Origin of the sequence: Constantimarinum furrinae, assembly GCF_014295415.1 — a bacterium.
Lineage (GTDB): Bacteria > Bacteroidota > Bacteroidia > Flavobacteriales > Flavobacteriaceae > Constantimarinum > Constantimarinum furrinae.
The window spans coordinates 874,929-899,812 of sequence record NZ_CP052909.1; the positions used below are offsets into that span (position 1 = coordinate 874,929).

At 41.3% G+C, this 24,884-nt stretch carries 24 protein-coding genes and 1 tRNA gene; 12 read left to right on the top strand and 13 right to left on the bottom strand.

The window, feature by feature from the left end; genetic code table 11:
* Positions 1 to 54: 54 nt before the first annotated feature.
* The 3 genes from ALE3EI_RS04025 (at position 55) to ALE3EI_RS04035 (ending at position 1,958) form a co-directional block, all read left to right on the top strand.
* Complete coding sequence (locus ALE3EI_RS04025; protein WP_186991079.1) at positions 55 to 351, top strand: CD225/dispanin family protein; 297 nt, start codon at positions 55 to 57, stop codon at positions 349 to 351.
* Positions 329 to 733 carry a DUF2752 domain-containing protein gene (locus ALE3EI_RS04030; protein ID WP_186991081.1) on the top strand — a complete coding sequence of 135 codons (405 nt, stop codon included), beginning with the start codon at positions 329 to 331 and terminating at the stop codon, positions 731 to 733. Before ALE3EI_RS04025 ends, ALE3EI_RS04030 begins: the two co-directional genes overlap by 23 nt.
* 85 nt (positions 734 to 818) lie before the next feature.
* Entirely contained in the window at positions 819 to 1,958 is a 1,140-nt protein-coding gene (locus tag ALE3EI_RS04035; protein ID WP_186991083.1) for a sensor histidine kinase, read from the top strand.
* Here the strand turns inward: ALE3EI_RS04035 and ALE3EI_RS04040 are convergent.
* The 4 genes from ALE3EI_RS04040 to ileS form a co-directional block, all read right to left on the bottom strand.
* A complete protein-coding gene (locus ALE3EI_RS04040) occupies positions 1,955 to 2,572 on the bottom strand; it encodes a lipoprotein signal peptidase (protein ID WP_186991085.1) in 618 nt (205 codons plus the stop codon). The two genes, ALE3EI_RS04035 and ALE3EI_RS04040, sit on opposite strands and share 4 nt — an antisense overlap.
* A 70-nt stretch (positions 2,573 to 2,642) precedes the next feature.
* Complete coding sequence (locus ALE3EI_RS04045) at positions 2,643 to 3,269, bottom strand: hypothetical protein (protein WP_186991087.1); 627 nt, start codon at positions 3,267 to 3,269, stop codon at positions 2,643 to 2,645.
* Between the two features lie 71 nt (positions 3,270 to 3,340).
* Positions 3,341 to 3,724: a TraR/DksA family transcriptional regulator gene (locus ALE3EI_RS04050; RefSeq protein ID WP_186991089.1), complete on the bottom strand. Its 384-nt coding sequence runs from the start codon at positions 3,722 to 3,724 to the stop codon at positions 3,341 to 3,343.
* Between the two features lie 5 nt (positions 3,725 to 3,729).
* Complete coding sequence (gene ileS / locus ALE3EI_RS04055; RefSeq protein WP_186991091.1) at positions 3,730 to 7,134, bottom strand: isoleucine--tRNA ligase; 3,405 nt, start codon at positions 7,132 to 7,134, stop codon at positions 3,730 to 3,732.
* A gap of 156 nt (positions 7,135 to 7,290) precedes the next feature.
* On the opposite strand from ileS, the gene ALE3EI_RS04060 reads away from it, so the two are divergent.
* Together ALE3EI_RS04060 and ALE3EI_RS04065 are read left to right on the top strand one after the other, a co-directional pair.
* A complete protein-coding gene (locus ALE3EI_RS04060; protein ID WP_186991093.1) occupies positions 7,291 to 8,208 on the top strand; it encodes a DUF6268 family outer membrane beta-barrel protein in 918 nt (305 codons plus the stop codon).
* A gap of 70 nt (positions 8,209 to 8,278) precedes the next feature.
* On the top strand, positions 8,279 to 8,641 hold the full coding sequence (locus ALE3EI_RS04065; protein WP_186991095.1) for a hypothetical protein: 363 nt from the start codon (positions 8,279 to 8,281) through the stop codon (positions 8,639 to 8,641).
* Positions 8,642 to 8,652: 11 nt separating this feature from the next.
* Here ALE3EI_RS04065 and ALE3EI_RS04070 read toward each other — a convergent pair whose 3' ends face one another.
* Complete coding sequence (locus ALE3EI_RS04070) at positions 8,653 to 9,117, bottom strand: CBS domain-containing protein (protein WP_186991097.1); 465 nt, start codon at positions 9,115 to 9,117, stop codon at positions 8,653 to 8,655.
* Positions 9,118 to 9,232: 115 nt separating this feature from the next.
* On the opposite strand from ALE3EI_RS04070, the gene ALE3EI_RS04075 reads away from it, so the two are divergent.
* Both ALE3EI_RS04075 and ALE3EI_RS04080 read left to right on the top strand, forming a co-directional pair.
* A complete protein-coding gene (locus ALE3EI_RS04075) occupies positions 9,233 to 11,596 on the top strand; it encodes a M28 family peptidase (protein ID WP_186991099.1) in 2,364 nt (787 codons plus the stop codon).
* Positions 11,589 to 12,395 carry a Rossmann-fold NAD(P)-binding domain-containing protein gene (locus ALE3EI_RS04080; RefSeq protein WP_186991101.1) on the top strand — a complete coding sequence of 269 codons (807 nt, stop codon included), beginning with the start codon at positions 11,589 to 11,591 and terminating at the stop codon, positions 12,393 to 12,395. Before ALE3EI_RS04075 ends, ALE3EI_RS04080 begins: the two co-directional genes overlap by 8 nt.
* Before the next feature lie 59 nt (positions 12,396 to 12,454).
* Here the strand turns inward: ALE3EI_RS04080 and ALE3EI_RS04085 are convergent, their stop codons facing one another.
* On the bottom strand, positions 12,455 to 14,524 hold the full coding sequence (locus ALE3EI_RS04085; protein ID WP_186991103.1) for a M13 family metallopeptidase: 2,070 nt from the start codon (positions 14,522 to 14,524) through the stop codon (positions 12,455 to 12,457).
* A 79-nt stretch (positions 14,525 to 14,603) separates the two neighbouring features.
* Positions 14,604 to 15,200, bottom strand: a complete 597-nt coding sequence (locus tag ALE3EI_RS04090; protein WP_186991105.1) for a hypothetical protein — start codon at positions 15,198 to 15,200, stop codon at positions 14,604 to 14,606.
* A 117-nt stretch (positions 15,201 to 15,317) separates the two neighbouring features.
* Between ALE3EI_RS04090 and ALE3EI_RS04095 the strand changes: the two genes are divergently transcribed.
* Positions 15,318 to 16,271 (top strand): NAD-dependent epimerase/dehydratase family protein, encoded by a 954-nt coding sequence (locus ALE3EI_RS04095; protein ID WP_186991107.1) that lies wholly within the window; start codon positions 15,318 to 15,320, stop codon positions 16,269 to 16,271.
* A 6-nt stretch (positions 16,272 to 16,277) separates the two neighbouring features.
* Here ALE3EI_RS04095 and ALE3EI_RS04100 read toward each other — a convergent pair whose 3' ends face one another.
* From ALE3EI_RS04100 to rseP, 3 genes are all read right to left on the bottom strand, one after another.
* Positions 16,278 to 16,985, bottom strand: a complete 708-nt coding sequence (locus ALE3EI_RS04100) for a TVP38/TMEM64 family protein (RefSeq protein ID WP_186991109.1) — start codon at positions 16,983 to 16,985, stop codon at positions 16,278 to 16,280.
* 235 nt (positions 16,986 to 17,220) lie between these two features.
* Positions 17,221 to 17,294, bottom strand: a tRNA-Asn gene (locus ALE3EI_RS04105).
* Positions 17,295 to 17,405: 111 nt separating this feature from the next.
* The gene (gene rseP, locus ALE3EI_RS04110) at positions 17,406 to 18,719 is read right to left on the bottom strand and encodes an RIP metalloprotease RseP (protein WP_186991111.1); all 1,314 of its coding nucleotides are present in this window, start codon (positions 18,717 to 18,719) and stop codon (positions 17,406 to 17,408) included.
* 148 nt (positions 18,720 to 18,867) lie between these two features.
* Between rseP and ALE3EI_RS04115 the strand changes: the two genes are divergently transcribed.
* The 4 genes from ALE3EI_RS04115 (at position 18,868) to ALE3EI_RS04130 (ending at position 22,138) form a co-directional block, all read left to right on the top strand.
* Entirely contained in the window at positions 18,868 to 19,536 is a 669-nt protein-coding gene (locus tag ALE3EI_RS04115) for an SCO family protein (RefSeq protein ID WP_186991113.1), read from the top strand.
* Between the two features lie 100 nt (positions 19,537 to 19,636).
* A complete protein-coding gene (locus ALE3EI_RS04120) occupies positions 19,637 to 19,867 on the top strand; it encodes a FeoA family protein (RefSeq protein ID WP_394367144.1) in 231 nt (76 codons plus the stop codon).
* On the top strand, positions 19,867 to 21,966 hold the full coding sequence (gene feoB, locus ALE3EI_RS04125) for a ferrous iron transport protein B (protein WP_186991114.1): 2,100 nt from the start codon (positions 19,867 to 19,869) through the stop codon (positions 21,964 to 21,966). Before ALE3EI_RS04120 ends, feoB begins: the two co-directional genes overlap by 1 nt.
* A gap of 13 nt (positions 21,967 to 21,979) precedes the next feature.
* A complete protein-coding gene (locus tag ALE3EI_RS04130; RefSeq protein WP_186991116.1) occupies positions 21,980 to 22,138 on the top strand; it encodes a hypothetical protein in 159 nt (52 codons plus the stop codon).
* Here the strand turns inward: ALE3EI_RS04130 and ALE3EI_RS04135 are convergent, their stop codons facing one another.
* From ALE3EI_RS04135 to ALE3EI_RS04145, 3 genes are read right to left on the bottom strand one after another with little or no spacing between them, the layout of a single operon-like run.
* A complete protein-coding gene (locus ALE3EI_RS04135; RefSeq protein ID WP_186991118.1) occupies positions 22,139 to 22,555 on the bottom strand; it encodes a hypothetical protein in 417 nt (138 codons plus the stop codon). It lies immediately after the preceding gene.
* A 47-nt stretch (positions 22,556 to 22,602) separates the two neighbouring features.
* Positions 22,603 to 23,763, bottom strand: coding sequence for a metal ABC transporter permease (locus tag ALE3EI_RS04140; RefSeq protein WP_186991121.1), 1,161 nt, complete (start codon positions 23,761 to 23,763; stop codon positions 22,603 to 22,605).
* Positions 23,756 to 24,880 (bottom strand): metal ABC transporter permease, encoded by a 1,125-nt coding sequence (locus ALE3EI_RS04145; RefSeq protein WP_186991123.1) that lies wholly within the window; start codon positions 24,878 to 24,880, stop codon positions 23,756 to 23,758. Before ALE3EI_RS04145 ends, ALE3EI_RS04140 begins: the two co-directional genes overlap by 8 nt.
* Positions 24,881 to 24,884: the final 4 nt, after the last annotated feature.

Consider the following 24,884-nt stretch of genomic DNA (forward strand, 5'->3'; position numbering starts at 1 on the left):
AAAAAAGATTCTATATTTAATTTATAAAATAGTATTAATCAATTAAATATACTCATGGAAACAACTAACAACCCAATCAACACCCCGATAAACAAACCGCCCGACAACAACCTTGTCTGGGCCATAATTTGCACCGTTTTATGCTGTTTGCCGTTAGGTATCGTGTCGATCATAAAGTCCACAAAAGTGAAGGAATTATGGGCACAAGGAAACCATGTCGAGGCTCAAAAACATGCCGATGATGCCAAGAAATGGGCAGTATGGGGTATTATTGCCGGAGCTTCTGTCTGGATCATTTATTTCATCTTAATGGCTCTTGGCGTAGCAGGTGGACTTTTTGCCGGGTACTAATAAATACATAAAACCTGCCCTCTTACTGCTTATTCTAGGGGGCGGTTTTGTATTTTATTTTCTATTCAACCCGGCCGATCATTCATTTTTTCTTCCTTGTCCGTTTAAGCTAATAACAGGCTATGATTGTCCCGGTTGTGGATCACAGCGGGCAATACATCAGTTGCTACACGGGAATATTGTAGCCGCCTTTCATTTAAATCCTTTACTGATTCTCTCACTTCCCTTAATTTTCTATGGTTTGGGTATTCACCTTTGGAATTATTTTTCAGAACGAAAACTCACCGCCTGGCTGTTTTACAGTAATCTGTTTATTTACATATATTTCGGACTTGTAGTAATTTTTTGGATCCTTCGGAATCTATCTTTCTATCCCTGGTAAGCACAAAATATTTACGCTACTTTTTGAAAGAATTATCCTACATGTAAAGTTTTTTTGTATATTTCGGTCGTCAACTAACATGTAAATGAACTTTTTAGCTCAAAAGAGAAGTAAAATATTCTTACAAGATAAGCCCCCTAAACAGCCTGAAACACGGGTGTTTAGTGATTTCTATTACAAAGAAGTGGCCAAGTTGACAGCGGCGGGCGGATTTAGCGTAAATTTCGCCGAAAAACTAAGCTTTATAGACCCTGAAGCAAGACGAATTCTACAAACCCCGCTAAATTTTCAACCATCGTTAAAAGCGTCATTGCAATTTTATGCTCAAGACCACAGAGATAAAGCCGAAGAATTGTTTCATAATTGTTGTCGAGGTATCGCGTTTTCAACAACCATAAAGATGCGCACCTATACCGGAAAAGAATTCTGGGCAAAAGCCGTTGGGAAGCCGGTATACGATGAAGATGAAAACGTAATAGGGATTCAGGGTGTTTTTCAGGATATTCATTCAGAAAAAACAAAAGAACTGAATTTACTAAAGAGTTTTAAAACAATAGAATCGCAGCACTCAAAGCTTAACAATTTCGCGAAGATCGTTTCTCACAGTCTACGATCCCATGCGAGCAATCTTCAGCTAACCCTGGAGCTTCTCAGATCTTCCGAAAGTGAACTGGAGGCGCACGAATTAAAGACGAGTCTCTATCATATTTCAGAAAATATAAACGCAACTGTGGGGCATATCTCCGAGCTGGTTTCCATACAATCGATGGCAAAAGAAACTACAGAAATCGTTAGTCTGGACAATACGCTTCGCAAAGTAAAGGACGACATTAGCCTGCTGCTGCTGGAGAGTGGCACCGAGATCTATTCAGATTTTAGTGAAGTTACAGAGATTGAATATATCCCAAACTATTTGGAGAGTATTCTATTTAATCTAATCACCAATGCCATCAAGTTTAGGCATGAGGAACGAAATCCGGTGATCGAGATCTATACTTATAAAGAAAACGACGAAACCTATTTAATGGTGCGGGACAACGGTTCAGGTATTGATCTGGAAAAACACGGCAACAGGTTATTCAACATCTATCAGACCTTTCACGACGTAAAGGATTCAGTTGGCGTAGGACTTTTTCTTATAAAGAATCAGATAGAAGCACTTCAGGGGAATATCACCGTTAAAAGTACCGTTAATCAAGGTACGACCTTTACGATCAAATTTTAAGCTGTTTCTTCTTCCTCCTTTTTTGGAAATGCCTTCTTATTAAAGATAAGTAGCAAGATCACCCCTATGCTTATTGACGAATCGGCAATATTAAATACAGGATCGAAGAACGAAAAGTAAGTACCGCCAAGAAAAGGCACCCAATCGGGAAGAATACCGCCGTACAACGGAAAGGACAACATATCGACTACTTTTCCATGAAACAGTGTTCCGTAACCTCCTTCTGGAGGGAAGAATGTTGCCACTTGCTGCGTACTGTCGTTAAAGATAAGGCCATAAAAGACCGAATCGATAATATTTCCAAAAGCTCCGGCAAATATCATGGCAATGGAAATAATTAGAATTCGAGGTGCATTGTTCTTAACAGAGGTCCATAACCAGTACCCTATACCTACAATAGCCACTAATCGAAATAGGGTTAAAATAAGTTTTCCGTATTCTCCGGGGATCTTTGCCCCCCATGCCATACCTTCATTTTCCACAAAGTGAATTTTAAACCAGCTAAACACATCAACTTCTTCACCCAATATAAAATTTGTCTTAATATAGATCTTGGAAATCTGATCTATGAGAAGAATAATTACAATGATTATTGCTGCCTTTTTTATTGACATATTACTTATTTTAAGGACGGACCATCAACGCAGTTGAACGCAATGATATGAGTTGGCAAAAATAGAAAATTTATTGGGTTCTAAGCAGTTTCACCGTACCATATAAACTTTCGGCTTCAATAAGGTACTTTTTACGTTTTGGCAGTTCATTTATCGCCATTCCATACCGGGAAATCGCTTTCCCGCTAACCCCATTACCGGCGCTAACCAAAATAGTTCCCTGTTTGGTGTGTAACTTCGCATTTCCTGTAAAATCTGATAGAAAACAACTTCCGGATGCAAGGCTAACATCAAATCGTTGAAAGTTTCCCGAACCATAGACGGTCGCTAAATTGGATTCTACAACCACCGTTATACCTTCCGGCACCGTTAGGGTCATTTCCGCCGAAATAACTTTATGTGCCGTGAGCTTATCGTTTCGAGGTACGTAGAATGGCGTAAAAGCCGTGCCAATTTTCAGTACTCCGTAAGTGTTTACCGATGTAACTAAAATATTTTCAAACGTTTCCCCTTCAATAGCGGTAACAAGCGATATTTTCTTCGACTTTGAGGATTCAACTGTCACTTTAAAAACGTTATCGGCTTCAATTTCGACCCTGTGAATTGCTTCGGCATCGAATTCCTTAGTACTCAGTTTTTGGCCAAAACCTGCAAGACACGGTAACATTATTGCTATGGCGACTAATCTTTTCAGCATAAAAAAAGCCCCGATTAAAGGCCAGGGCAATTTTTTAAAATATCGGTTTCAAATTAAAAGTGATCTGCAACTTACTTCTGCATATTTTTAGCTTCAATACTAAGCGTGGCATGTGGCACCAGTTTAAGGCGTTCGGGATTGATCAATTTCCCGGTTACACGGCAAATTCCGTAGGTTTTATTCTCGATTCGAATAAGCGCATTCTTTAGATCCCGAATAAATTTTTCCTGCCGTATCGCCAATTGAGAGGAAGTTTCCTTACTCATCACTTCACTTCCTTCATCGAAGGCCTTGAATGTAGGCGACGTATCGTCTGTTCCGTTGTTACTATCGTTCTTATAGGCACTCTTTATAAGTTCGAGTTGCTCTTTTGCCTTATCTATTTTTTCCTGAATAAGCACTTTAAACTCTTCGAGTTCTTTATCGCTGTATCTGCTTTTTACTTCTTCTGCCATGATAATTAATGTTTTTTGATATGTAAACGGGTTGCAATATCGTCAAAAGAAATTTCTGTACCATTGCTTAGGTCTTCTTCAAACTGCAAGACTTCCGTTAAAGTTTCTTGTTTAATATACGCTATATTCTGAGCTACCGCATCTTCCAGTTGAGCTTCTTTTTGAATGGTAACCTCAACCCTGTCTGTAACTTCAAAACCTGAGTCCTTTCTAATGTTCTGAATGCGATTTACCAACTCCCGCGCTATCCCTTCGTTTTTAAGATCATCGGTGATGGTAACATCCAATGCGACGGTAATTCCGTCACTGTTTGCAACGAGCCACCCCTCTATATCCTGAGAGCTTATGACGACGTCATCAAGGTTCAATTTAACATTTTTTTCGCTAACCAAAATGTTTATTTCCCCTTCTTTTTCCAATTCTGAAATTTCATTGGCAGTAAAAGCGTTAATCGCCTGTGCCACAGCTTTCATGTCCTTTCCGAAACGGGGTCCTAATTTTTTAAAATCGGGTTTTATTTGTTTCACCAGGATACCCGATCCTTCATCGATCAGTTCGATCTCCTTTACGTTTACTTCAGACTTTATAAGATCGGATACCGCCAGAATCTCTTCTCGCTGAGATTTATCTAATACCGGTATCATTATTTTCTGAAGGGGCTGCCGTACTTTAATCTTCTCGCGTTGTCGTAACGATAATACCAAGGAAGATATTGTTTGCGCCTTCTGCATTTTTCGCTCCAACACAGTGTTTACAAACCTATTATCCGCTATTGGGAAATCACTTAAGTGTACCGATTTCGCACCTCCATCCTGGGTGGCGCTCGTAAGGTCTTTATACAGCCGGTCCATAAAGAAAGGCGCTATAGGAGCTCCCAGTTGCGACACGGTTACAAGACATCGGTATAAGGTTTGGTAGGCCGAAATTTTATCTTCGCCGTAACTTCCTTTCCAGAATCGCCTTCTGCTTAGACGTACATACCAGTTACTGAGGTTTTCCTGCACAAATTCTGAAATGACCCTTGCCGCTTTGGTAGGTTCATAGTCTGAATAGGCTTCATCAACTTTTGCTATTAAGGTATGTAGTTCTGAAAGTATCCAACGGTCGATCTCCGGTCTCTTTTCTAATGGTATGTCTGCTTCGGAATAATCGAAATTATCCAGATTCGCATATAAACTGAAGAAACTATAGGTATTGTAAAGCGTTCCGAAGAATTTATTACGGACTTCAGCAATCCCTTCCACATCAAATTTGAGGTTATCCCAGGGATTGGCATTGCTTATCATGTACCAACGTGTAGCATCGGGCCCATAGGTTTCAAGGGTTTCAAAAGGATCTGTGGCATTCCCTAAACGTTTAGACATCTTTTGTCCGTTCTTATCCAAAACCAGTCCGTTGGAAACAACATTTTTATAAGCAACATCATCAAAAAGCATGGTTGCGATGGCGTGAAGGGTATAGAACCATCCCCGTGTCTGGTCTACACCTTCGGCAATAAAATCGGCTTTACGCCATGTATTTTCAACCTTTTCCTTATTTTCAAAAGGATAGTGCCACTGTGCATAAGGCATGCTTCCACTATCGAACCATACATCTATAAGATCGGCTTCACGCTTCATAGGTTTTCCGCCTTCAGAAACCAAAACGATGCCATCTACAATGTTTTTATGGAGATCTACATTGGCGTAGTTCTCTTCGGAAAGATCTCCGTTTTTAAAGCTTTCAAAGATATCCTTGTTCATTAAACCGGCCGAAACCGATTTTTGCATTTCACTCTTGAGCTCTTCTACGCTGCCAATACATTTTTCTTCCTTACCGTCCTCGGTACGCCACAATGGCAATGGAATACCCCAATACCGCGATCGGCTTAGATTCCAGTCATTTGCATTTGCCAGCCAGTTTCCAAATCGTCCTTCTCCTGTTGCTTTGGGCTTCCAATTGATGGTTTCATTCAGCTGGAACATGCGATCCCTGAACTCGGTTACTTTAATGAACCATGAATCCAGTGGATAGTACAAAATAGGCTTATCGGTTCGCCAGCAGTTCGGATAACTGTGGGTATATTTTTCAACCTTAAAGGCCTTGTTCTCAGTTTTTAATTTAATGGCGAGCTCCACATCCACGCTCTTCTCAGGAGCTTCATCATCTTTGTAATATTCATTTTTAACATATTTCCCGGCAAATTCACCCATTTCCGGTCTAAATTTCCCTTGTAGATCGACCAGAGGAACCAAATTTCCGTTTTCATCCTTTACCAACATAGGTGGAACTTCAGGAACCGCCTCCTTGGCAACTTTGGCATCATCTGCACCAAAAGTGGGTGCAATATGTACGATCCCTGTACCGTCTTCGGTTGTTACGAAATCTCCTAAGATCACTCTAAACGCATTTTCGGGAGTATCATGAGGCTGGGTATACGGTAATAATTGTTCATACCGGATTCCAGCAAGTTTCTTCCCTGTAAACTCTTCAAGGATGCAATACGGGATAAGGCTATCACCTTGTTTATAGTTATCAAGGGTGTCCGGGTTTTCCTTTTCCTCGAATTTTTTTCCGAACAGAGAGGACACCAGATTCTTTGCCAATACCACATGTACAGGCTGAAAAGTATACTGATTAAAGGTTTTCACCAATACGTAATCGATTTTTGGTCCCACCGCCAATGCCGTGTTACTGGGCAGAGTCCATGGTGTTGTGGTCCAGGCAAGAAACCAGATATTGTTAGAATGCTCGGCCAAAAGATCGGGCAAGGTATCGGCAGCAGCCTTAAATTGAGCCACAACGGTGGTATCGGTCACATCCTGATAGGTCCCCGGCTGATTAAGTTCATGAGAACTTAAACCCGTTCCCGCTTTTGGAGAATACGGTTGGATGGTATATCCTTTATACAGCAGCCCCTTATCGTAGATCTGTTTCAGGATCCACCAAACGGTCTCCATATATTTAGGCTTGTAGGTGATATAAGGGTCTTCCATATCCACCCAATAGCCGTAACGTTCGGTTACTTTATTCCAGACATCGGTATAGCGCATCACTGCTTTTCGGCAGGCCTCATTATAGGCCTCCACAGAGATCTTTTTACCGATATCCTCCTTTGTGATCCCCAGCTCCTTTTCAACTCCCAATTCGATGGGTAATCCGTGAGTGTCCCATCCGGCTTTACGATCTACTTTATAACCCTTTTGGGTTTTATATCTGCAAAAAATATCTTTAATGGCCCGGGCCATCACATGATGAATTCCCGGCAAACCGTTAGCAGATGGTGGGCCTTCAAAAAACACAAATGGCTCTGCACCTTCCCGAATGGAAATACTCTCCTCGAAAATGTTTTCACTTTTCCAGAAATCGAGTACCTCTTCGCCAAGTTTGGGGAGGTCTAAGCCCTTGTATTCTTTAAACTTTGTGCTCATAAAGCAATGCCTTTTAATAAGGCTGCGAATTTACGGAATTTTGTATAAAAAGCCCGTGGGTTCAATTTTAAAATTTGAATTCACTGTCTATATTTCTTGCAAAGGGAAAATCGGAATAAAAGTTTATATTTATAAAAACCAATTGAACCCGGACATTTGAAAAAACAGCTACTTCTTTTTATTCTTTTTCCGTTGTTTTGCCAGTCACAAAACTATGTAGATCTCTTTAAACTAGGCTATGGACAAACCATTAATAATGAATTTGTGGACGCTCCCGGAAGTACCTATGTAAAATCCCTGGAAGCCGACCTCACTTTTCCTGTGGTTCTCAATGAGCGCCACGCCCTTATTACCGGAGTCGCTTTTAGCCGAAACAATCTCGAACTTTCGCCTGCTTTTGACTTTACCAGCCTGTACAGCACCACTTTAAAATTAGGGCTCGCATCAACTTACAACAACAAATGGAGCAGCACTATTGTACTGTTGCCAAAAATAGCGTCCGATTATAAAAATATATCAGGTGATGATTTTTATATTGGTGGATTTGCTTTATTAAAACTGAAGAAAAAGGAAAATCTTATCTACCGTTTTGGTCTGTATGGAACTTCCGAAGCCTTTGGAATATTTACCACACCCATCATTGGCTGGTATTATCTAAGTGATAACGGGCGTTTTGAAATGGATATGTCGTTGCCTATTGCGGCCGATATAAATTATTGCCTGGGAATTACCACGATTGGTCTCGATTACTACGGAATTGGAAGAAGTTTCAATATCACCGAAGACGGTGCAGCGCCGGTTTACGTCGACCTAAGCTCTTTGGAATTTGCAAGTTATTTACAGTTCAATGCCCTTCAAAAGAGCGTATTATTGCGTGCAAAATTTGGATATTCCAGTAATAATTACGAAGTTTATGAACAAGGTTCTAAGATCGATCTAGGTCTTTCAGCCTTTAGTTTTGGAGACGACCGAACTCAACTTAATCCCGATATAAGTGGCGGCTTCTTCTTAAAATTTGAAGCAATCTACCGGTTCAACATATCAAAAACAGAAGACAAAACTTCTGCAGACTAACTCCCATATAATGAAAACCCTCTCCCCATTTGCGGGTTGAGGGTTTTCTCGTTTTAAAACAGTGTTAGTCATGGATAAAACATGTCCCGAATGCGGAAACAGGCTTATAGGTCGCGCCGATAAAAAATTTTGCTGCGATTCCTGTCGAAACGCCTTTAATAATGCATTGAATAAAGATCATAAGAAGTTGCTGCGTAATATCAACAACCGGCTTCGGAAGAACTACAGGATACTGGAAGCCTTAAATTCGAACAACAAAACCAAAGTCACAAAAATGAGCTTGTCTCAAAGAGGGTTTAACTTCGAATATTTTACGGGTATTTATACCACCAAAGCGGGTACCATCTACTATTATTTATACGATCAGGGGTATTTGCCGCTGGACAACGACTACTATCTGCTGGTGAAAAAAGATATTGTTTTACTTTCGTAGGTGCAAATTACTTATTTCCAGGTCTGCCCCTTAAGCTTTAATGCAGCGATCAAAACATCCTTCTGACTTATCTGTCCTACAAGTTTTCCGTGTTCCACGATGGGGAATCGTCTGTGTTTGGAGGTCAGGAATTTATTGGCCGCATCAAAAACATTCATATTACCGTCTATGGTTTCCACATTTTTAGCCATATGTTGCTCCACTTTAATGTCTTCCATCGGCTGATTGTAATACCTACTTTCACTTATCTGTTTCATACAATCTCCTTCTGAAATGATCCCCACCAATTCATATTTATCATTTACCACAGGCCCTCCTGAAATTTTCTTTTTAATGAGGGTTTCCATTACTTCCAAAACCGATTGATCTGCTCTGAAGGTTGTGAGATTCTTACTCATATAGTCTGAAACCTTAATATTTTCACTACTCCCTTTTGTAGGCTTGGCACGCCTACCCATAAAACTTTTGATTCCCATAATGTCGGTTTTTAAGCTGTTCTAAGATAATCAATTTTATAGATTTCCCTTACCTTCAACCCATTCACCACTTTTAATTGGTAAAATCGTACTTTTAATTCTTCAAAACCTTCCAATGAGAAATAGTACCGCCATTCTTTCCCTGCTCCTAATTATTGGGCTTTGTTTCTATAGTTTTTATTCGTTAATGCCTTCGGAAGCAGTACCGGATTCTGCTTCGGCCGAATCCTTCTCTGCCGAAAGAGCGCTTATCCCGCTAAAAGAAATTACCAAAAAACCTCACTACCTGGGTTCTGAAGAGCACGAAAAAGTAAGGAATTTCCTTATAACACAATTACAGGATCTGGGTTTGGAGGTGGAAGTACAATCCAACTGGGTTTTGGATCAGCAGTACCGCTCTATCGTAAAACCGAGAAATGTTGTTGCCAGGCTTCAGGGCAGTGAGTCCGGAAATGCCTTGATGGTCTTATCACATTACGACAGTGCCAAAGTTCCCTCTTTTGGTGCAAGCGATGCCGGAAGCGGAGTAGTAACCATCCTGGAAGGTCTGCGTGCCTATCTCGCCAGCGGTAAGACCCCTAAGAATGATATTGTTGTGGTGTTTACAGATTCGGAAGAACTGGGTCTGGATGGCGCCGACTTGTTCGTAAACGAACATCCCTGGGCAAAAGATGTGCGTCTTGCCCTGAATTTTGAAGCCCGGGGAAGTGGAGGCCCCAGCAATATGATCCTGGAAACTAATCAAGGGAATGCCAACCTCATCCAGGCATTTATTGAGGCTGATCCTGAGTATCCGTTGGCTTCCTCTTTAATGTACAGTATTTATAAAATGCTTCCTAACGATACCGATTCTACGGTGTTAAGAGAGGATGGTGACATAGACGGCTACTTTTTTGCTTTTATCGACGATCATTTCGATTACCATACGGCCAACGATAATTTTGAAAACTTAGACAGAAATACCCTTCAACATCAGGGAAGTTATCTGCTTCCACTATTGCATTATTTTGCCGAAGCGAACCTTTCTAACCTTAAATCTAATGAAGATCTGGTGTATGTAAATTTTCCTGTTGTAAAAATGATAAGTTACCCGTTTAGCTGGATCCTTTGGATGTTATTACTGGCCATTGTTTTGTTTATCGCGATTGTTATTTGGGGCATTTTTAAGGGAAGGCTTCAGGGCCGCACGATAGGCAGAGGTTTTCTGGCATTCCTAATACCGTTGGTCGTGTGTGGTCTTACCGGTTTCTTCGGTTGGAAATTACTGCTTTGGCTGTATCCACACTACGGGGAAATTCAGCATGGATTCACGTATAATGGTCATTTGTATATCGCATTCTTTGTATTTCTGTCGCTGGCGATCTCATTCCGAACCTATAAAAAATTTAAATCTTCAACCTCGGTGGCAAGCTTTATGGTTGCCCCGCTCTTCTTTTGGATATTGATCAACGTAGTAGTATTTCTATATCTGAAGGGAGCCGCATATTTTATCATCCCGGTTTTCTTTGCCCTCCTGTCAATGGTGGTGATGATACGACAGGAAAAACCAAGCCTGTTATTGTTAACACTTTTTACAATTCCTGCTATACTCTTATTTGCCCCTCTGATCCAGTTCTTTCCGGTAGGTCTCGGACTTAAAATGCTGGTGTTGACCTGTGTTTTTACCGTTTTGACCTTTGGTTTAGTACTTCCGGTATTCGGGTATTATCGCTGGAAGAATTTCCTGTCAGCAGGCAGTCTGCTTTTAGCCATTCTATTCTTTCTTCTATCGCATTTTAAAAGTGATTTTTCTGAAGATCGTCAAAAACCAAACAGTCTGGTGTATTATGAGGATATGGATCTGGGAAAAGCCTACTGGCTCACTTATGATCTCCTACTCGACGACTGGACTCGCGGATATTTGGGTGAAGACCCCGAAGTAGCATCTACTTATATCACAAATGTCGCCGGAAGTAAGTATAATACCGGTTATTCCTTTGCTAAGGAAGCACCGTCTAAGGAAATACACTCATTTGATGTACTGCTTTACACTGACACCCTCATTGATTCGAAACGCACTGTTTCCTTTTCACTTGTTCCGAAGCGAAAGCTCAATCAGCTTATCCTTTATACAGACACGTTAACTGTGTTCACCTCTTTTAAGGTTAACGGCATCGCATTAGAAAAAGACAGTTTAGGCCAGGCAGGTGGAAAGCGAGGTAGCAGGTATTTGTTGGGATACAGTCTAAGTGATTCAGATTCATTGAAGATCGACTATACCACAGCCCAACAATCACCGGTAACGTTTACAACCATGGAATATTCTTACGACCTTTTAGACCACCCACAATTTACCATCAACAAAAGAGCAAAATGGATGATGCCTAAACCCTTTGTGAATACCGATGCTATTGTGGTAAAACGAAGCTTTACTGTTGATGAATTCAATTTAATTGACAGGGATCGTCTAATTACAGAAACACCTGAGACGAATGAATAAAACCATTGTAATTACCGGCTTGGGATGGTTGGGAACTCCTCTGGCCCGACATTTAATGCAAAAGAGATATAGCGTAAAGGGATCGGTCACTAGTCTGCAAAAAGCTACAAAACTTCAAGCTAATGGAATAGACGCCTACCCGCTATTACTTTCAGAATGTGGAATTGACGGAGACCCAAATCCTCTTTTCAAGAATTCCGATTTTTTGATAGTAATGATCCCACCGGGGTTACGGAAGAACACCGGTGCCAACTATGTTTTAAAAATGTCCCATTTTTTAAAGCAAATTCAACAATCGAGTGTTTCCAAGGTCGTTTTCGTTAGCAGTACTTCGGTTTATGGAGATTATCAAGGAAGGGTGACTGAAGCCATTAAGCCTGAACCCGATACGGAAGCAGGGAAGCAGATATTAACTGTTGAGAACATGTTTTTTTCTTCGGAACAATTTAGCTGTAGCATTGTGCGTTTTGGAGGTTTAATAGGCGGGTCCAGACAACCGGTGCGTTATCTGGCGGGGAGAAGCGACTTGAATAACGGAACAGCACCCGTAAACCTCATCCACAGGGAAGATTGTATCGCTATTCTTTCAGAAATCATTGCACAGGATGCCTTCGGATATGTATTCAATGCCGTTCATCCGCATCATCCTTTAAAGCAGGAATACTATCTTCAGAAAGCGAAGGAACTACATGTAAGTCCGCCCCAGTTTTCAGAAGATAAGAACGACCAATCTCATAAACAGGTCGATTCAGAAAGCCTGAAAGAAATCCTGAACTATACATTTCGACGTTCCATATAAAAAATCCCTCGACACTGTAACAGTAGCAAGGGATTTTCCATCATTTTATTTAGTTACTCCTACCAGATCTTTACCCGTTCCTCGGGTGCCAGGTACATGGCATCACCTTCTTTAATATCGAAGGCTTCGTAAAAAGCATCGATATTTAATAGGGGTTGAGTAGCTCGGTACATTCCGGGAGAATGCGGATCGGTTTGAACCTGAGTACGCGTATACTCGTCGCGTTGTTTGGTTCTCCAAACCGTAGCCCAACTCATAAAGAAGCGCTGCTCGGGAGTAAATCCGTCGATAGGTTCCGGCCGTCCGTTCTCTTTGTAAAAACGCATTAAGCCATCATAGGCCCCAAGCAATCCGCCGAGATCCCCAATATTTTCACCCAATGTGAATTTTCCATTGATATACACGCTATCGAGAACTTCAATGTTACTGTATTGTTCGGCCAGTTTATCACCCCGGGCCGTAAAGTTTTCCAGATCTGACTCGGTCCACCAGTTTACTAAATTTCCATTGGCATCAAAACGCGAACCACTATCATCGAAAGCATGCGAGATCTCATGGCCAATTACCGCTCCTATTCCTCCATAATTTACGGCTTCGTCTGCTTTGTAGTCATAAAAAGGTGGTTGTAATATGGCTGCAGGGAAAACGATCTCGTTGTTAAACGGATTGAAATAGGCGTTCACTGTTTGTGGGGACATTCCCCATTCGGTACGGTCTACCGGTTCGTCAATTCTTCTCAAATTATCTTTAAGCTGCCATTCGGCAACAGCAACCATATTGTCGTAATAGGTATTCCCCGGTTTTACATCCATACTGGAATAATCCTTCCATTTATCTGGATAGCCAATCTTAACAGTAAATTTATCAAGCTTTTCATTGGCTTTTACTTTTGTACTGTCGCTCATCCAATCCAGAGCATTGATGCGTTCTTTATAGGCGGCGATAATATTGTCGATCATTTTTTCGGCCTTTGCCTTTGCTTCAGGAGGGAACATTTCATCCACATATAATTTTCCCAAGGCTTCTCCTACACTTCCGTTTACCGTGGCCAAGGCTCTTTCATCTGCAGGTTTTTGTTTTTTTGCTCCGTTAAGCGTTTTGCTGTAGAAATCCCAGTTTGCCTTTTCTATCTCTGTAGAGAGTGATCCGGCTGCAGAATTCAACGTCGCCCAACGCATGGCTGTTTTCCAAAGTTCTATATTGCCTTCAGCAAAAATATTCTGAAGTGTCTTCATATAATCCAACTGCATTACCAAAACGGTATCCACTTTTTTGGTCACCCCAAGATCTTTAAATGCCTGTTTCCACTGAAAGGCAGGAACCATTTTCTGAAGATCATCCATGGAACGCGGATTGTTAAAATTTCTGAAGTCACGCATCGCAACCTTATCAAGTTGTGGTGTTGCCAAACGTGTTTCGAAAGCCAGAATGTCGTTTGCCTGTTTACGTGCAGATGCTTCGCTATCTCCAATAAACTGAAGCATTCGGGTGATGTGATCTACATATTGCTGACGAATCTCCACCGATTTCGCATCTTTCTTTATGTAATAATCTCTATCCGGCAAGCCCAACTGACCCGTAGTGATATAGGCCGAATTCATAGCACTGTTGCTGGGATTTGAAAACGCTGCGATACCAATGAACGGTTGCCCGATCTCGGCAGCATTTGTTGTCATTACCTGTTGAAGGTCAGCCAACGTCTTGATTCCGGCAATTTTGTCTAACGCCGGTTGCAACGGAGTGATGCCGGCTTCATTTCTGGCAACAGTGTCCAGTTCAGATTCGAAGATCATGATTGCCTTCGCCTGATCGGTTTCCGGAGCATATTTATCGCTCTTCATGGCCTTATCCAGAATTTCGAGCACATCGGCATCGGTAGATTTACGGAGTACCCCAAAGCCACCCCATCGCACTTGATCATCGGGAATTTCGGTATTTTTCATCCAGTTTCCGTTGACGTAGTTGTAAAAATCGGTTTTAGGACTAACGGTAGTATCCATATTTGCGAGAATGATCCCGCGTGGTTCATTATCGGCTTCAGCCATAGTGTCCTTTTTGTCCTCACAGGCACCTGCCAAAACGGCCAGCACTGCTATACCAAAGGTTGATCTAATAATATTGGTTTTCATTTTGAAGTTGTTTAATTGTTTTTTTTCTGAAAGAGTTATTGTGTAATTGGTACTATTATATGATGTTTCGTTACAGTTTTCAGTTGTTTTTATCCCTGAGTTCGGCGCGGTACACCGAATCTATAAATCGCTTTTGTTTTTCGAGTTCCTTTTGTTCGTCATCCTTCCGCTGCTCATCGATCTCATCCTTTTGAAATTTCTCATTGATCTGAAGGAACAAATTTTTAGCGGCATTATTAAATTCCGTTAAATAATTCTGTATTTGAAGGGAATCGGCCCTATCCTTTCGTACTGCCTGATGCAATAAATGAACTCTGGAACTAACAACTATAAGTCTGGAATAGATAGGATTGCTGAATAGATCATTAGGTATCTTCTTTGCCAGAGAATCGGTATGCACCTGAAGGCGTTCGGTTTTATTACGTAAGTCCGGAATAGTATTATGATTCAAGCCCCGTACTTCAATCTCAAAATCTTCGAACGGAGACCATTTCGCCACGGCTTCCTGAGCTCTAGGAGATAGTACAGGAACATTGAAATCCCTATCCCCATATCTTGCGTTAAGATCCATAGCTTCTATTTCTTGGAGATCTTCTTCCCCTGTAATATTATTGCAGCATATAAGAAGGAGTCCTAAAAGGAGAAAGAGCCCAGTGTACCCAAAATATCGCTTCATTCTAAGAATCATAGAGGTTACAAATATAAACGTTCTTTTAGCAACCAAACGTATATTAATTAGAAAGTAATTCCCTTAGAATATCACTATCTTTACGCTTCCATTTTAATTCTACCCATGAAAAAAAGAATTCTTATCATAGGTGCCTCAGGCCAGATTGGCACCGAGCTTACCGCTTTTTTACGAAAAGAATACGGTTCCCATAAAGTTATAGCGAGTGACATTGTTGAAGGCGATGCCCAAATGATGGCCAGCGGACCATTTGAAATTCTAGATGCGATGGATTATGATGCGGTGCAGGATGTTGTGATACGTCATGAAATCACCGATGTGTATTTAATGGCTGCAATGCTTTCAGCTACAGCCGAAAAGTTTCCCATGAAAGCATGGAACCTCAATATGAATTCACTTTTCAATGTGTTGAATCTTGCGAGGGATAAAAAGATCGAAAAGATCTTCTGGCCTTCCAGCATCGCCGTATTTGGACCCACCACGCCCAAGGCCGATACTCCCCAGCGCACCGTGATGGAACCTTCAACCGTATATGGAATCAGCAAGCAAACGGGAGAACGTTGGTGTGAGTATTATTACAAGAAATATGGAGTAGATGTACGAAGTATTCGATACCCCGGGCTTATTAGTTATACAGCTCCTCCTGGTGGCGGAACAACAGATTATGCCGTAGATATTTATCACAAGGCTCTAAAACATGGAAAATATATTTGCTTTCTTAATGCCGATACCACGCTGCCTATGATGTATATGGACGATGCGATAAAAGCTACGGTGGGAATTATGCAGGCAAATGCCGGGGATGTGAAAATTAGAAGCTCTTATAATCTGGCAGCCTTCAGTTTTAATCCCGACGAGTTATCCCAAAGTATTAAAAAGCACTTACCCGATTTTACAATTGACTACGATCCCGACTTCCGCCAAGCCATAGCCGATTCCTGGCCGCAGACTATTGATGATTCAGAGGCAAGAAATGATTGGGGTTGGGAACACAAGATCTCAATTGATGAAATGACAAAGATCATGATCGAGAACCTAAGGAAAGAGTATAAAAAATAGTAGGTTTCAAGAGCTTTTCTTTCTTCTCTTATCCCACCAAACATATAATACAAATAAGATAAGACTCACCACAGAGCCCCAAATGAGACCTGTTTTCATAGATTCTGTATTATTTCCCAGTATTGCTATAAAAAGAATCAATGGACTTATTCCCAGTAATGTGGCTCCAATAAACCGCCAATACCCCATTTTAAGAACACCTCCCACAAAGCTAATCGCATCATTAGACAAAAACGGATTAAAACGAGTGATCACCACGGCCCAGAATCCGTAGTCATTAATAAAATTTTCTAATTTTTCTTCTGAAGAGGAACCGATCATTTTTTTTACGAGTACGGGTCCGAAATATTTACCGATTACATATCCAGTTGTGGAAGCCACAAAAACTCCTGATGCCGAAATAATACTCCCCCATACCGGTCCATAAGCTAATACCGCAACAACCATCAAGGCTAGGCTGGGAATCACGATAAGAAACATCTGAAATACCATCGCCAGAATCAACACTACAGGTCCAAACCAGCCAAACTCACTCACCCAGTTTTCGATACGTGTTTCATCATTACTGGTAAGCACCTGCCATGCCTCGTTCAAAAATTGCTGATAAGAAGGAACTAAAAAGTACAGGAGGATTAAAACAATGATAATTCCAAGTGAAACAAATAACGGAGCTTTGCTTTGTTGAATATCGGATTTCGAGTTTTTCTTGGTCATTTAAAGGTACCATTCAAGCAGCTAAAGGTACAAGAGTTTATAGCAAATCACTTCTAAACTTTTCTTAATTGTTTTCTGAAAGACAGGCTCGAACCGGACCGAGTGTTTGAAAAATGTCCGGTGGACATTTTCAACGAGGGGCCAGCCGGCGCTTGGCAGGGGAACTGATTCGAGCACTGAAACAGATGTCACGGCATAAAAAAACCCTCACATCAAGGTGAAGGTTTCAAAATTGCTCCTCAGACTGGGCTCGAACCAGTGACCCTCTGATTAACAGTCAGATGCTCTAACCAACTGAGCTACTGAGGAATTTCTTGTTGCCCTTTTGGGGCAGGGTACTACCAAAACAACTACTTGGTTGCGAAGGCGGGTGCAAATATAAATTATTTTCTATCTGCTGCAAAAACAAATTTACTTTTTTTATTTCCCTACTATGGCCCTGTAAATATCGTTTCCATTGGCAAACAATACCAACGCGATGAGTAAAAAGAATCCCACCATTTGTGCATATTCCATAAACTTATCGTTCGGCTTTCTTCCGGTTACCATTTCATAAAGCAAAAACATCACATGTCCACCGTCCAGCGCCGGAATAGGCAATACATTCATAAATGCTAAAATGATCGAAATTAGTGCTGTTGTTTGCCAAAAAGCGATCCAGCTCCATTGCGATGGAAACAGATTCCCTATGGCTCCAAATCCGCCGACCTGAGTCGCTCCTTTTGCCGTAAACACATATTTAAATTGCTTCACGTAGTCTTTAAGAATATTATACCCGTAGCTTACTCCTCCCGTCACACTTTCTCCAAAAGTATAATCGATATTACGCGTAATTCCAGCAATATTGATCCCCACAATTCCGTCTTCGTTAGGAACTACACTCAAGGTTTCTTCAACACCATCCCGGTTAACAACTACCGAGTTGGACGCCGTTACGTCCTTATTTAAATTCAATTTAAACTCATGCCAGTAAGTTATCGGGGTACCGTTAACAGAAACTATTCGGTCTCCTTTTTTAAATCCGGCAGCATAGCCCGGATGATCGCTGAGAACCGTGTCGATTACCGGCGGAACCCGTTCCACAAAAGGAGTAAGAATGTCCTTTTGAAACATCTCGGTTCCAATATCTTCAGGAAGTGCAATCGTTTCGGTATTACCGTCGGTATGTGTTACGGTAACGGTTTCAACATCACGCAGAAACAGATATTTATTGATTTGTGTTACAAAGGGGAAATCCTCGCCATTTACCTTCTGGATCATATCTCCATCTCTAAAGCCAAACTCCTTGAACTCCTCTGCAACTGCAAATCCCTGTGGTAGGTCTTCATTGAGGGTTACATCCCTTCCGTAGAAATTTAGGATCCCAATATAGATCACAAAACCTACAATAATGTTTACCGTTACCCCTCCCAACATGATTATTAAACGCTGCCAGGCCGGTTTACTTCTAAATTCCCAAGGCTGTGGAGGTTGGGCCATCTGCTCCTTATCCATACTTTCGTCGATCATCCCCGAGATCTTCACATAACCCCCCAAAGGAAGCCATCCAATACCGTAGACCGTATCTCCTATTTTCTTTTTAACTAAAGCAAATTTTACATCGAAGAACAGGAAAAATTTCTCAACCCGGGTTTTAAATAGCTTGGCGGGAATAAAATGTCCTAGTTCATGAAGGACAATTAATATAGATAAGCTTAATAAAAGCTGAAGTGCTTTAACAGCAAATGGACTCATAGTTCGTGTAAATTAGGGCACAAAAGTAATCTATTCTACCCTGTTAAAAAAATAATTGAATCGTTGTCATTGGTCTTACCAAACTTTAATACGTTACACATTCGAAAAAAGTATTTTAGGTCGTAATTTTGCATCAAATTTATAAGGTATGCTTCAGTTTTTTGCCAAATATAAATTCTTGGCGATCGTATTACTAGTGCTTTCAGTTATTATTATTTCAGTAATTTATACAATTCTGAAGCCCAAAGAGATCCTTCCTGTCTATCAACCCTCGGGCTCCGGACTTAACCCGGAACTCATCGACAGTACCGTACAATATGTGCGGAAATATCATACCATAGCAGATTTTTCATTGACCAACCAAAATGGGACGAACGTCACTCAACAGGATTATGAAGGCAAGATCTATGTTGCCGATTTCTTTTTTACGACCTGCCAGACCATTTGCCCTGTAATGACCGATCATATGCTGGAAATTCAGCAAGAATTAAAAAATGATCAGGAGGTATTGTTACTTTCTCATACAGTGATGCCCGAAACCGATTCAGTTCATATTTTAAAAAAATATGCCCTTGAAAAAGGAGTCAACGATAAAAAATGGAATCTGGTAACAGGGGATAAGAAACAGATCTATGATCTCGCCCGTAAATCCTACCTCGCAGCAAAGGATAACCCCTATAACGAATACGACCTCATCCATACCGAAAATTTTGTGCTGGTAGATAAGAAGCGAAGAATTCGAGGCTTCTATGATGGCACCGACCCCGAAGCGATCTCAAAATTACTGGAGGACATCAAGCTGCTAAAAGCCGAATAAGCCGCCTTTCAACGCAATAAAAATAGGCGTCCTTACTTCTTGCACACCATAGGAATTGTTGTTACATTTGCATTGTTTAAAATCAATCTAAATAAAGATAATGGGTACTATTGCCACGCTCAAAAAAGGACAGCGAGCTATCATCACCGAATTCTCGGTAGATGTGATCCCTTTAAAATTACTTGAAATGGGCTGTCTGCCTGGTAATGAAGTCTCATTGGTACAAACCGCACCCTTTAAAGATCCTCTTTATATCAACATCAACGGAAGTCATCTCGCCATCAGAAAAGAAACAGCCGCACAAATTACTATTGAACTGATCATCAACTAATGGCAAGACAAATTAACGTTGCGCTTATTGGAAATCCTAATACCGGGAAAACTTCGGTTTTTAACCGACTTACAGGGCTTAATCAAAAAGTTGGTAATTACCCCGGCATTACCGTAGAAAAAAAGCAAGGTATCTGCAAACTCCCAAGAGGAATAAAAGCTCATGTGCTCGATCTTCCGGGAACTTATAGTTTAAATGCCTCCTCCCTGGATGAAAATGTGGTGATCGAACTTTTGTTGAACAAAAACGACAAGGATTTTCCCGATGTAGCCGTAGTGGTTGCAGAAATTGAAAATTTGAAGCGTAACTTGTTATTGTTTACCCAGATCAAGGATCTCGGAATCCCAACTATTCTTGCCATTAACATGGCCGATAGAATGAAGAGAAAGGCAATTTCGCTGGATGTGGAAACTCTTGAAGAAGCACTGGAGACCAAAATTGTACTTATCAGTTCCAGAAAAAATGAAGGTTTTACCGAACTGAAAGAATACATCACCCATTACACCCAACTTTCTACAAAGCCTTGTCTAAATGCTTCTTCTATCGCACCTGAATATTTTGACAGGCTTCGGAAGGCATTCCCCAAACAGGATCTGTATAAACTTTGGCTGGTAATTACTCAGGATGTAAACTTCGGAAAACTGGATAGACAAGAGCTGAAAGGAGTAGCGACATTTCAAACTGAATCTGTTAGCAATCTGAAACGTCTTCAGCAAAAAGAGACCATTGCCCGGTATCAGTTCATCAACAATGCACTTAAAGAAACGCTTACTATCGATACTGCGAATGCGAAAGACCTTCGTGCACGTTTAGACCGGATACTTACGCATAAGGTATGGGGTTATTTTATTTTCTTCGGAATTCTCTTATTGATATTTCAGGCCATATTCGACTGGAGTAGCTACCCCATGGAGTTTATCGACAGTACCTTTGCTTCCTTAAGTGAATGGATGAAAAATTCACTCCCTCCGGGAGACTTTACCAACCTCATTGCAGAGGGAATAATACCAGGACTGGGAGGTATAGTGATCTTTATTCCGCAAATCGCCTTTCTATTTCTCTTTATTTCCATTCTGGAGGAAAGCGGATATATGAGTAGAGTCGTTTTTTTAATGGACCGCGTAATGCGACGTTTTGGGTTAAGCGGAAAGAGCGTGGTTCCATTGGTATCTGGAACAGCTTGCGCTATCCCCGCCATTATGGCGACACGTAATATTGAAAACTGGAAAGAACGACTAATAACCATACTAGTTACACCGTTTACCACTTGCTCTGCCCGACTTCCCGTTTATCTTATCATAATTGCTTTGGTGATTCCCGAGCAGCGCGTTTTAGGTATTTTTAGTTTGCAGGGAATTACTCTTATGTTCCTTTATTTATTGGGCTTTGGTGCAGCAATATTTTCAGCATATATTCTAGATAAGATCCTTAAAATTAGAAGCCGCACCTTCTTTGTGGTCGAAATGCCAAATTACAAGCTCCCTATGTTTAAAAATGTGGTGATCACGGTAATCGAAAAAACAAAATCTTTCGTGGTAGGGGCAGGGAAGATCATATTGGCGATCTCTATCATCCTTTGGGTACTCGCATCTTATGGTCCGGGTGATTTTAATGATGCCGAAGCCATTGTCACTCAACAAAGTACTTCAGAAAATATCAGCGAAGAGGAACTGGAAACCAGGATCGCATCCTTTAAACTCGAAAACTCCTATATCGGTATTATCGGTAAAGGGATTGAACCAGCCGTACGACCCTTGGGTTACGACTGGAAGATCGGGATAGCGATCGTTAGTTCCTTTGCGGCACGGGAGGTTTTTGTTGGGACCTTAGCCACCATTTACAGTGTGGGGAGTGAAGAAGAGGAAACTATCAAAAATCGAATGGCCGCTGAAGTAAATCCTGTTTTGGGAACACCATTGTTCAATTTTGCAAGCGGTGTATCCCTATTATTATTCTATGCCTTTGCCATGCAGTGTATGAGTACTCTGGCAATCGTAAAAAGAGAAACCAACAGTTGGAAATGGCCGCTTTGGCAACTATTTGCCATGTCGGCTATTGCATATATCGTCGCGCTGGCTGCCTATCAATTTTTAAAATAAGTATCTTTGTACTATGCAAACCGTATTAGTTCTCATAACGTTCACTCTTGCTGCAGGATATCTGCTCAAGAAATTTGTTTGGAACCCTATTTTTGAAGGTCGTCAGAGATCATCGGGGACTCTGGACGGCGGAAAGACGAAATGTGGTGATAAAGACTGTGGTTGTCATTGATCATTCAGGTTTTTTTACGTTTACCACCAGACAGTAATCAAGTTTTTCTCCCGCCTCTTTCGGGTATGGTGTTACCGCAATACCTTCAATCATCATCTCAGAGGCCGTATAGATGGTTTTTTCAGCAGTCTCTTGCAGACGTACTTTTCCGAAGATCAATTCCTTAATACTAGAATCGTCATTCACTCGGCCAACTTCAACATGAATTCTTATTCTTCCTTCCCAGATACATTCTACCTGTGCAGGACAGCGTGAATCTTCCAAAACTTCAGAAAATTTTACGGCAACCCCATTTAACTCAACAGTTTCACCCAGAGCTATTTTTATCCCGATTTTTGGGACTTTAATAGTATCGTCCTGTGAAAAGGCCAATGCGCTTACAAAAAAGAAGAGCATTAAAAGTGTCTTGTTCATCATTTTCTTTTTCTGTTTTAAAGATATAGGAAAAATAGTGCCAAATCAACCTAGCCGCGGAACAAAAAGAAATCATCTTTCATAGGTTCGATTTTATCATCCTTGTTGGTGATAATATATTCTAAGGCCAGATCTGTAAATTCCTTTCCTTTATCGGTAAGAGACACTACTTCATTGTCAATGGTGATCATATTGTTCTTTAGTGCAAGATCCAGCACTGTTTTTGAACGCACCTTCTGCCAGTTAATGTGTTCGTTTAAATGATTTATATGACGTTCGTTTTCTTCGGAATGGTTATTTAAATGAAGGAGGAAAGTTAGTAATGAAACTTCGGTACGCTGCTGTTTTTGTCGGTACAGCACTGAAAGTAATCCCTTCCGTGGCGCAAACAAATAGACCATTAAAAAAACGAACCCGAGTACGGTGGTCATCGAACCCGATATGGATGCATCCAACCAATGTGCAAACCAATATCCTCCTATAGCCGAAAATATCCCGAAACCAATGGATAACCACAGCATTTTCTTCAGGTCGGATGTAAGTAAGTAGGCTGTTGCTGCAGGAGCGATCATTAGTGCGACTACTAGTATTGCTCCAACGGCATCAAAGGCACCAACTACTGTTACCGAAGAAACCGACATGAGTCCGTAATGCATTACAACAGGAGAAATCCCCAATGCTGCCGACAAGCCCGAATCGAAGGTGCTCACCTTCAATTCCTTAAAAAACATAAACAACAACACCAGACTTATTAGCAAGATACCGCCCATGATCCATAAGGACTTGGGACCCATGTCCATGCCCATCATCAGCAGTCGGTCGAAAGGAGCAAAAGCCAATTCACCTAATAAAACCGCATCAACATCCAGATGCACATCGTTGGCATTTTTTGCGATCAGGATCACTCCAATACTAAATAGGGCAGGAAACACCAATCCAATAGCTGTATCTTCCTTCACCAAACCTGTTCTTTGAATAGCCTCGACCAGAACCACCGTGATCACACCGGTGATGGCCGCGAGTAAAATAAGCAATGGCGAATTAAGGTCGTGTGTGATAAAAAATCCGAGTACGATTCCGGGTAGGATCGAATGACTTATGGCATCACTTATAAGTGCCATTTTCCGAAGTACCAAAAACACGCCCGGGATGGCACAGGCTACTGCAACTACCGCTGCGATGAGCTGTATTTCAAGTTGCGGACTAGTCATGTGGTTTTTGTTGGTTATAAAGGTTCTCTGCTTCAGTAAAACCTTCAGCTGTCATGGACCACTGTTGCCCATCGATCGTAATCCATTCCTTATCTTCCAGCTTCTGAAGTGATCTTCTTGTAAATCCCTGAAAATTATTGAGTATTCGTATCGCATGAGGGTGTGATATATCCTCGTGATTCTTAGCGATGCCATACATAAACTGAAGCGTTTTTTTAAGCTGAAGGTCATTTCGGTTCTTTCGAAATCTGATCTCACGGAATAGCAGTCCGCGACCGGGTGAAAAAACAAATGAGAACAACACAAAGACTGCCGCAACCAATACGATTACCGGCCCTGTAGACAGATTATTCTCACTGGCGCTTATGGCCGTGCCCACTACCCCCGAAAAAGCTCCGAAGATCGCGGCCAATACGATCATAGTACTTAATTTATTCGTCCACTGGCGGGCGGCGGCTGCCGGTGCTAATAGCATAGCGCTCATAAGCACCACCCCAACCGTCTGCAGACCTAACACTATGGCTAATACTATAAAGAAAGTGATTAAAATATCGATAAAGCGTGTATTAAACCCAAGTGTTTTGGTATAATCGGCATCGAATAGTAATATTTTGAATTCTTTCCAAAACAGCAATAGAATCACCAAACAAATTCCGGTAACGATCACCATTAATCGCACATCGCTTTCGACCAGTGTTGCGGCTTGACCAAACAAATATTTATCCAGCCCGGCCTGATTGGCGTTGGGTTGTTTCTGAATAAAAGTGAGTAACAACATCCCGAAACCAAAAAATAATGAGAGAATCAAGCCTAATGCAGTATCGCTTTTAAGATGAGTCTTTGAGGTCATTCCTCGTATCCAGAAGGTGCCAATTAATCCGCTAATTAAAGCACCAATCAACAATATATTCGAATCCTTTGCTCCTGTAATTAGAAAGGCTAATGCAATCCCGGGTAAGGCAGCATGTGAAATGGCATCTCCTAATAGGCTTTGCTTCCGAAGTACGGCAAAACTTCCCAACATCCCGCAAATCGCTCCCAATACCGCCGTCCCCATAGTGATGGTACGCAGGGTGTAATCTGAAAACAGCTGTTCGAAATATTCGACTAAGGACATCGTT

What these genes read in the sequence shown, in the direction of transcription:
- ALE3EI_RS04025 (WP_186991079.1), top strand. Translation starts at nt 55, where the DNA reads ATGGAAACAACTAACAACCCAATCAACACCCCGATAAACAAACCGCCC.
- ALE3EI_RS04080 (WP_186991101.1), top strand. Translation starts at nt 11,589, where the DNA reads ATGAATAAAACCATTGTAATTACCGGCTTGGGATGGTTGGGAACTCCT.
- ALE3EI_RS04130 (WP_186991116.1), top strand. Translation starts at nt 21,980, where the DNA reads ATGCAAACCGTATTAGTTCTCATAACGTTCACTCTTGCTGCAGGATAT.
- feoB (WP_186991114.1), top strand. Translation starts at nt 19,867, where the DNA reads ATGGCAAGACAAATTAACGTTGCGCTTATTGGAAATCCTAATACCGGG.
- rseP (WP_186991111.1), bottom strand. Translation starts at nt 18,719, where the DNA reads ATGAGTCCATTTGCTGTTAAAGCACTTCAGCTTTTATTAAGCTTATCT.
- ALE3EI_RS04075 (WP_186991099.1), top strand. Translation starts at nt 9,233, where the DNA reads ATGAGAAATAGTACCGCCATTCTTTCCCTGCTCCTAATTATTGGGCTT.
- ALE3EI_RS04140 (WP_186991121.1), bottom strand. Translation starts at nt 23,763, where the DNA reads ATGACTAGTCCGCAACTTGAAATACAGCTCATCGCAGCGGTAGTTGCA.
- ALE3EI_RS04045 (WP_186991087.1), bottom strand. Translation starts at nt 3,269, where the DNA reads ATGCTGAAAAGATTAGTCGCCATAGCAATAATGTTACCGTGTCTTGCA.
- ALE3EI_RS04050 (WP_186991089.1), bottom strand. Translation starts at nt 3,724, where the DNA reads ATGGCAGAAGAAGTAAAAAGCAGATACAGCGATAAAGAACTCGAAGAG.
- ALE3EI_RS04040 (WP_186991085.1), bottom strand. Translation starts at nt 2,572, where the DNA reads ATGTCAATAAAAAAGGCAGCAATAATCATTGTAATTATTCTTCTCATA.
- ALE3EI_RS04095 (WP_186991107.1), top strand. Translation starts at nt 15,318, where the DNA reads ATGAAAAAAAGAATTCTTATCATAGGTGCCTCAGGCCAGATTGGCACC.
- ALE3EI_RS04035 (WP_186991083.1), top strand. Translation starts at nt 819, where the DNA reads ATGAACTTTTTAGCTCAAAAGAGAAGTAAAATATTCTTACAAGATAAG.
- ALE3EI_RS04145 (WP_186991123.1), bottom strand. Translation starts at nt 24,880, where the DNA reads ATGTCCTTAGTCGAATATTTCGAACAGCTGTTTTCAGATTACACCCTG.
- ALE3EI_RS04090 (WP_186991105.1), bottom strand. Translation starts at nt 15,200, where the DNA reads ATGAAGCGATATTTTGGGTACACTGGGCTCTTTCTCCTTTTAGGACTC.
- ileS (WP_186991091.1), bottom strand. Translation starts at nt 7,134, where the DNA reads ATGAGCACAAAGTTTAAAGAATACAAGGGCTTAGACCTCCCCAAACTT.
- ALE3EI_RS04115 (WP_186991113.1), top strand. Translation starts at nt 18,868, where the DNA reads ATGCTTCAGTTTTTTGCCAAATATAAATTCTTGGCGATCGTATTACTA.
- ALE3EI_RS04085 (WP_186991103.1), bottom strand. Translation starts at nt 14,524, where the DNA reads ATGAAAACCAATATTATTAGATCAACCTTTGGTATAGCAGTGCTGGCC.
- ALE3EI_RS04100 (WP_186991109.1), bottom strand. Translation starts at nt 16,985, where the DNA reads ATGACCAAGAAAAACTCGAAATCCGATATTCAACAAAGCAAAGCTCCG.
- ALE3EI_RS04135 (WP_186991118.1), bottom strand. Translation starts at nt 22,555, where the DNA reads ATGATGAACAAGACACTTTTAATGCTCTTCTTTTTTGTAAGCGCATTG.
- ALE3EI_RS04120 (WP_394367144.1), top strand. Translation starts at nt 19,637, where the DNA reads ATGGGTACTATTGCCACGCTCAAAAAAGGACAGCGAGCTATCATCACC.
- ALE3EI_RS04065 (WP_186991095.1), top strand. Translation starts at nt 8,279, where the DNA reads ATGGATAAAACATGTCCCGAATGCGGAAACAGGCTTATAGGTCGCGCC.
- ALE3EI_RS04070 (WP_186991097.1), bottom strand. Translation starts at nt 9,117, where the DNA reads ATGGGAATCAAAAGTTTTATGGGTAGGCGTGCCAAGCCTACAAAAGGG.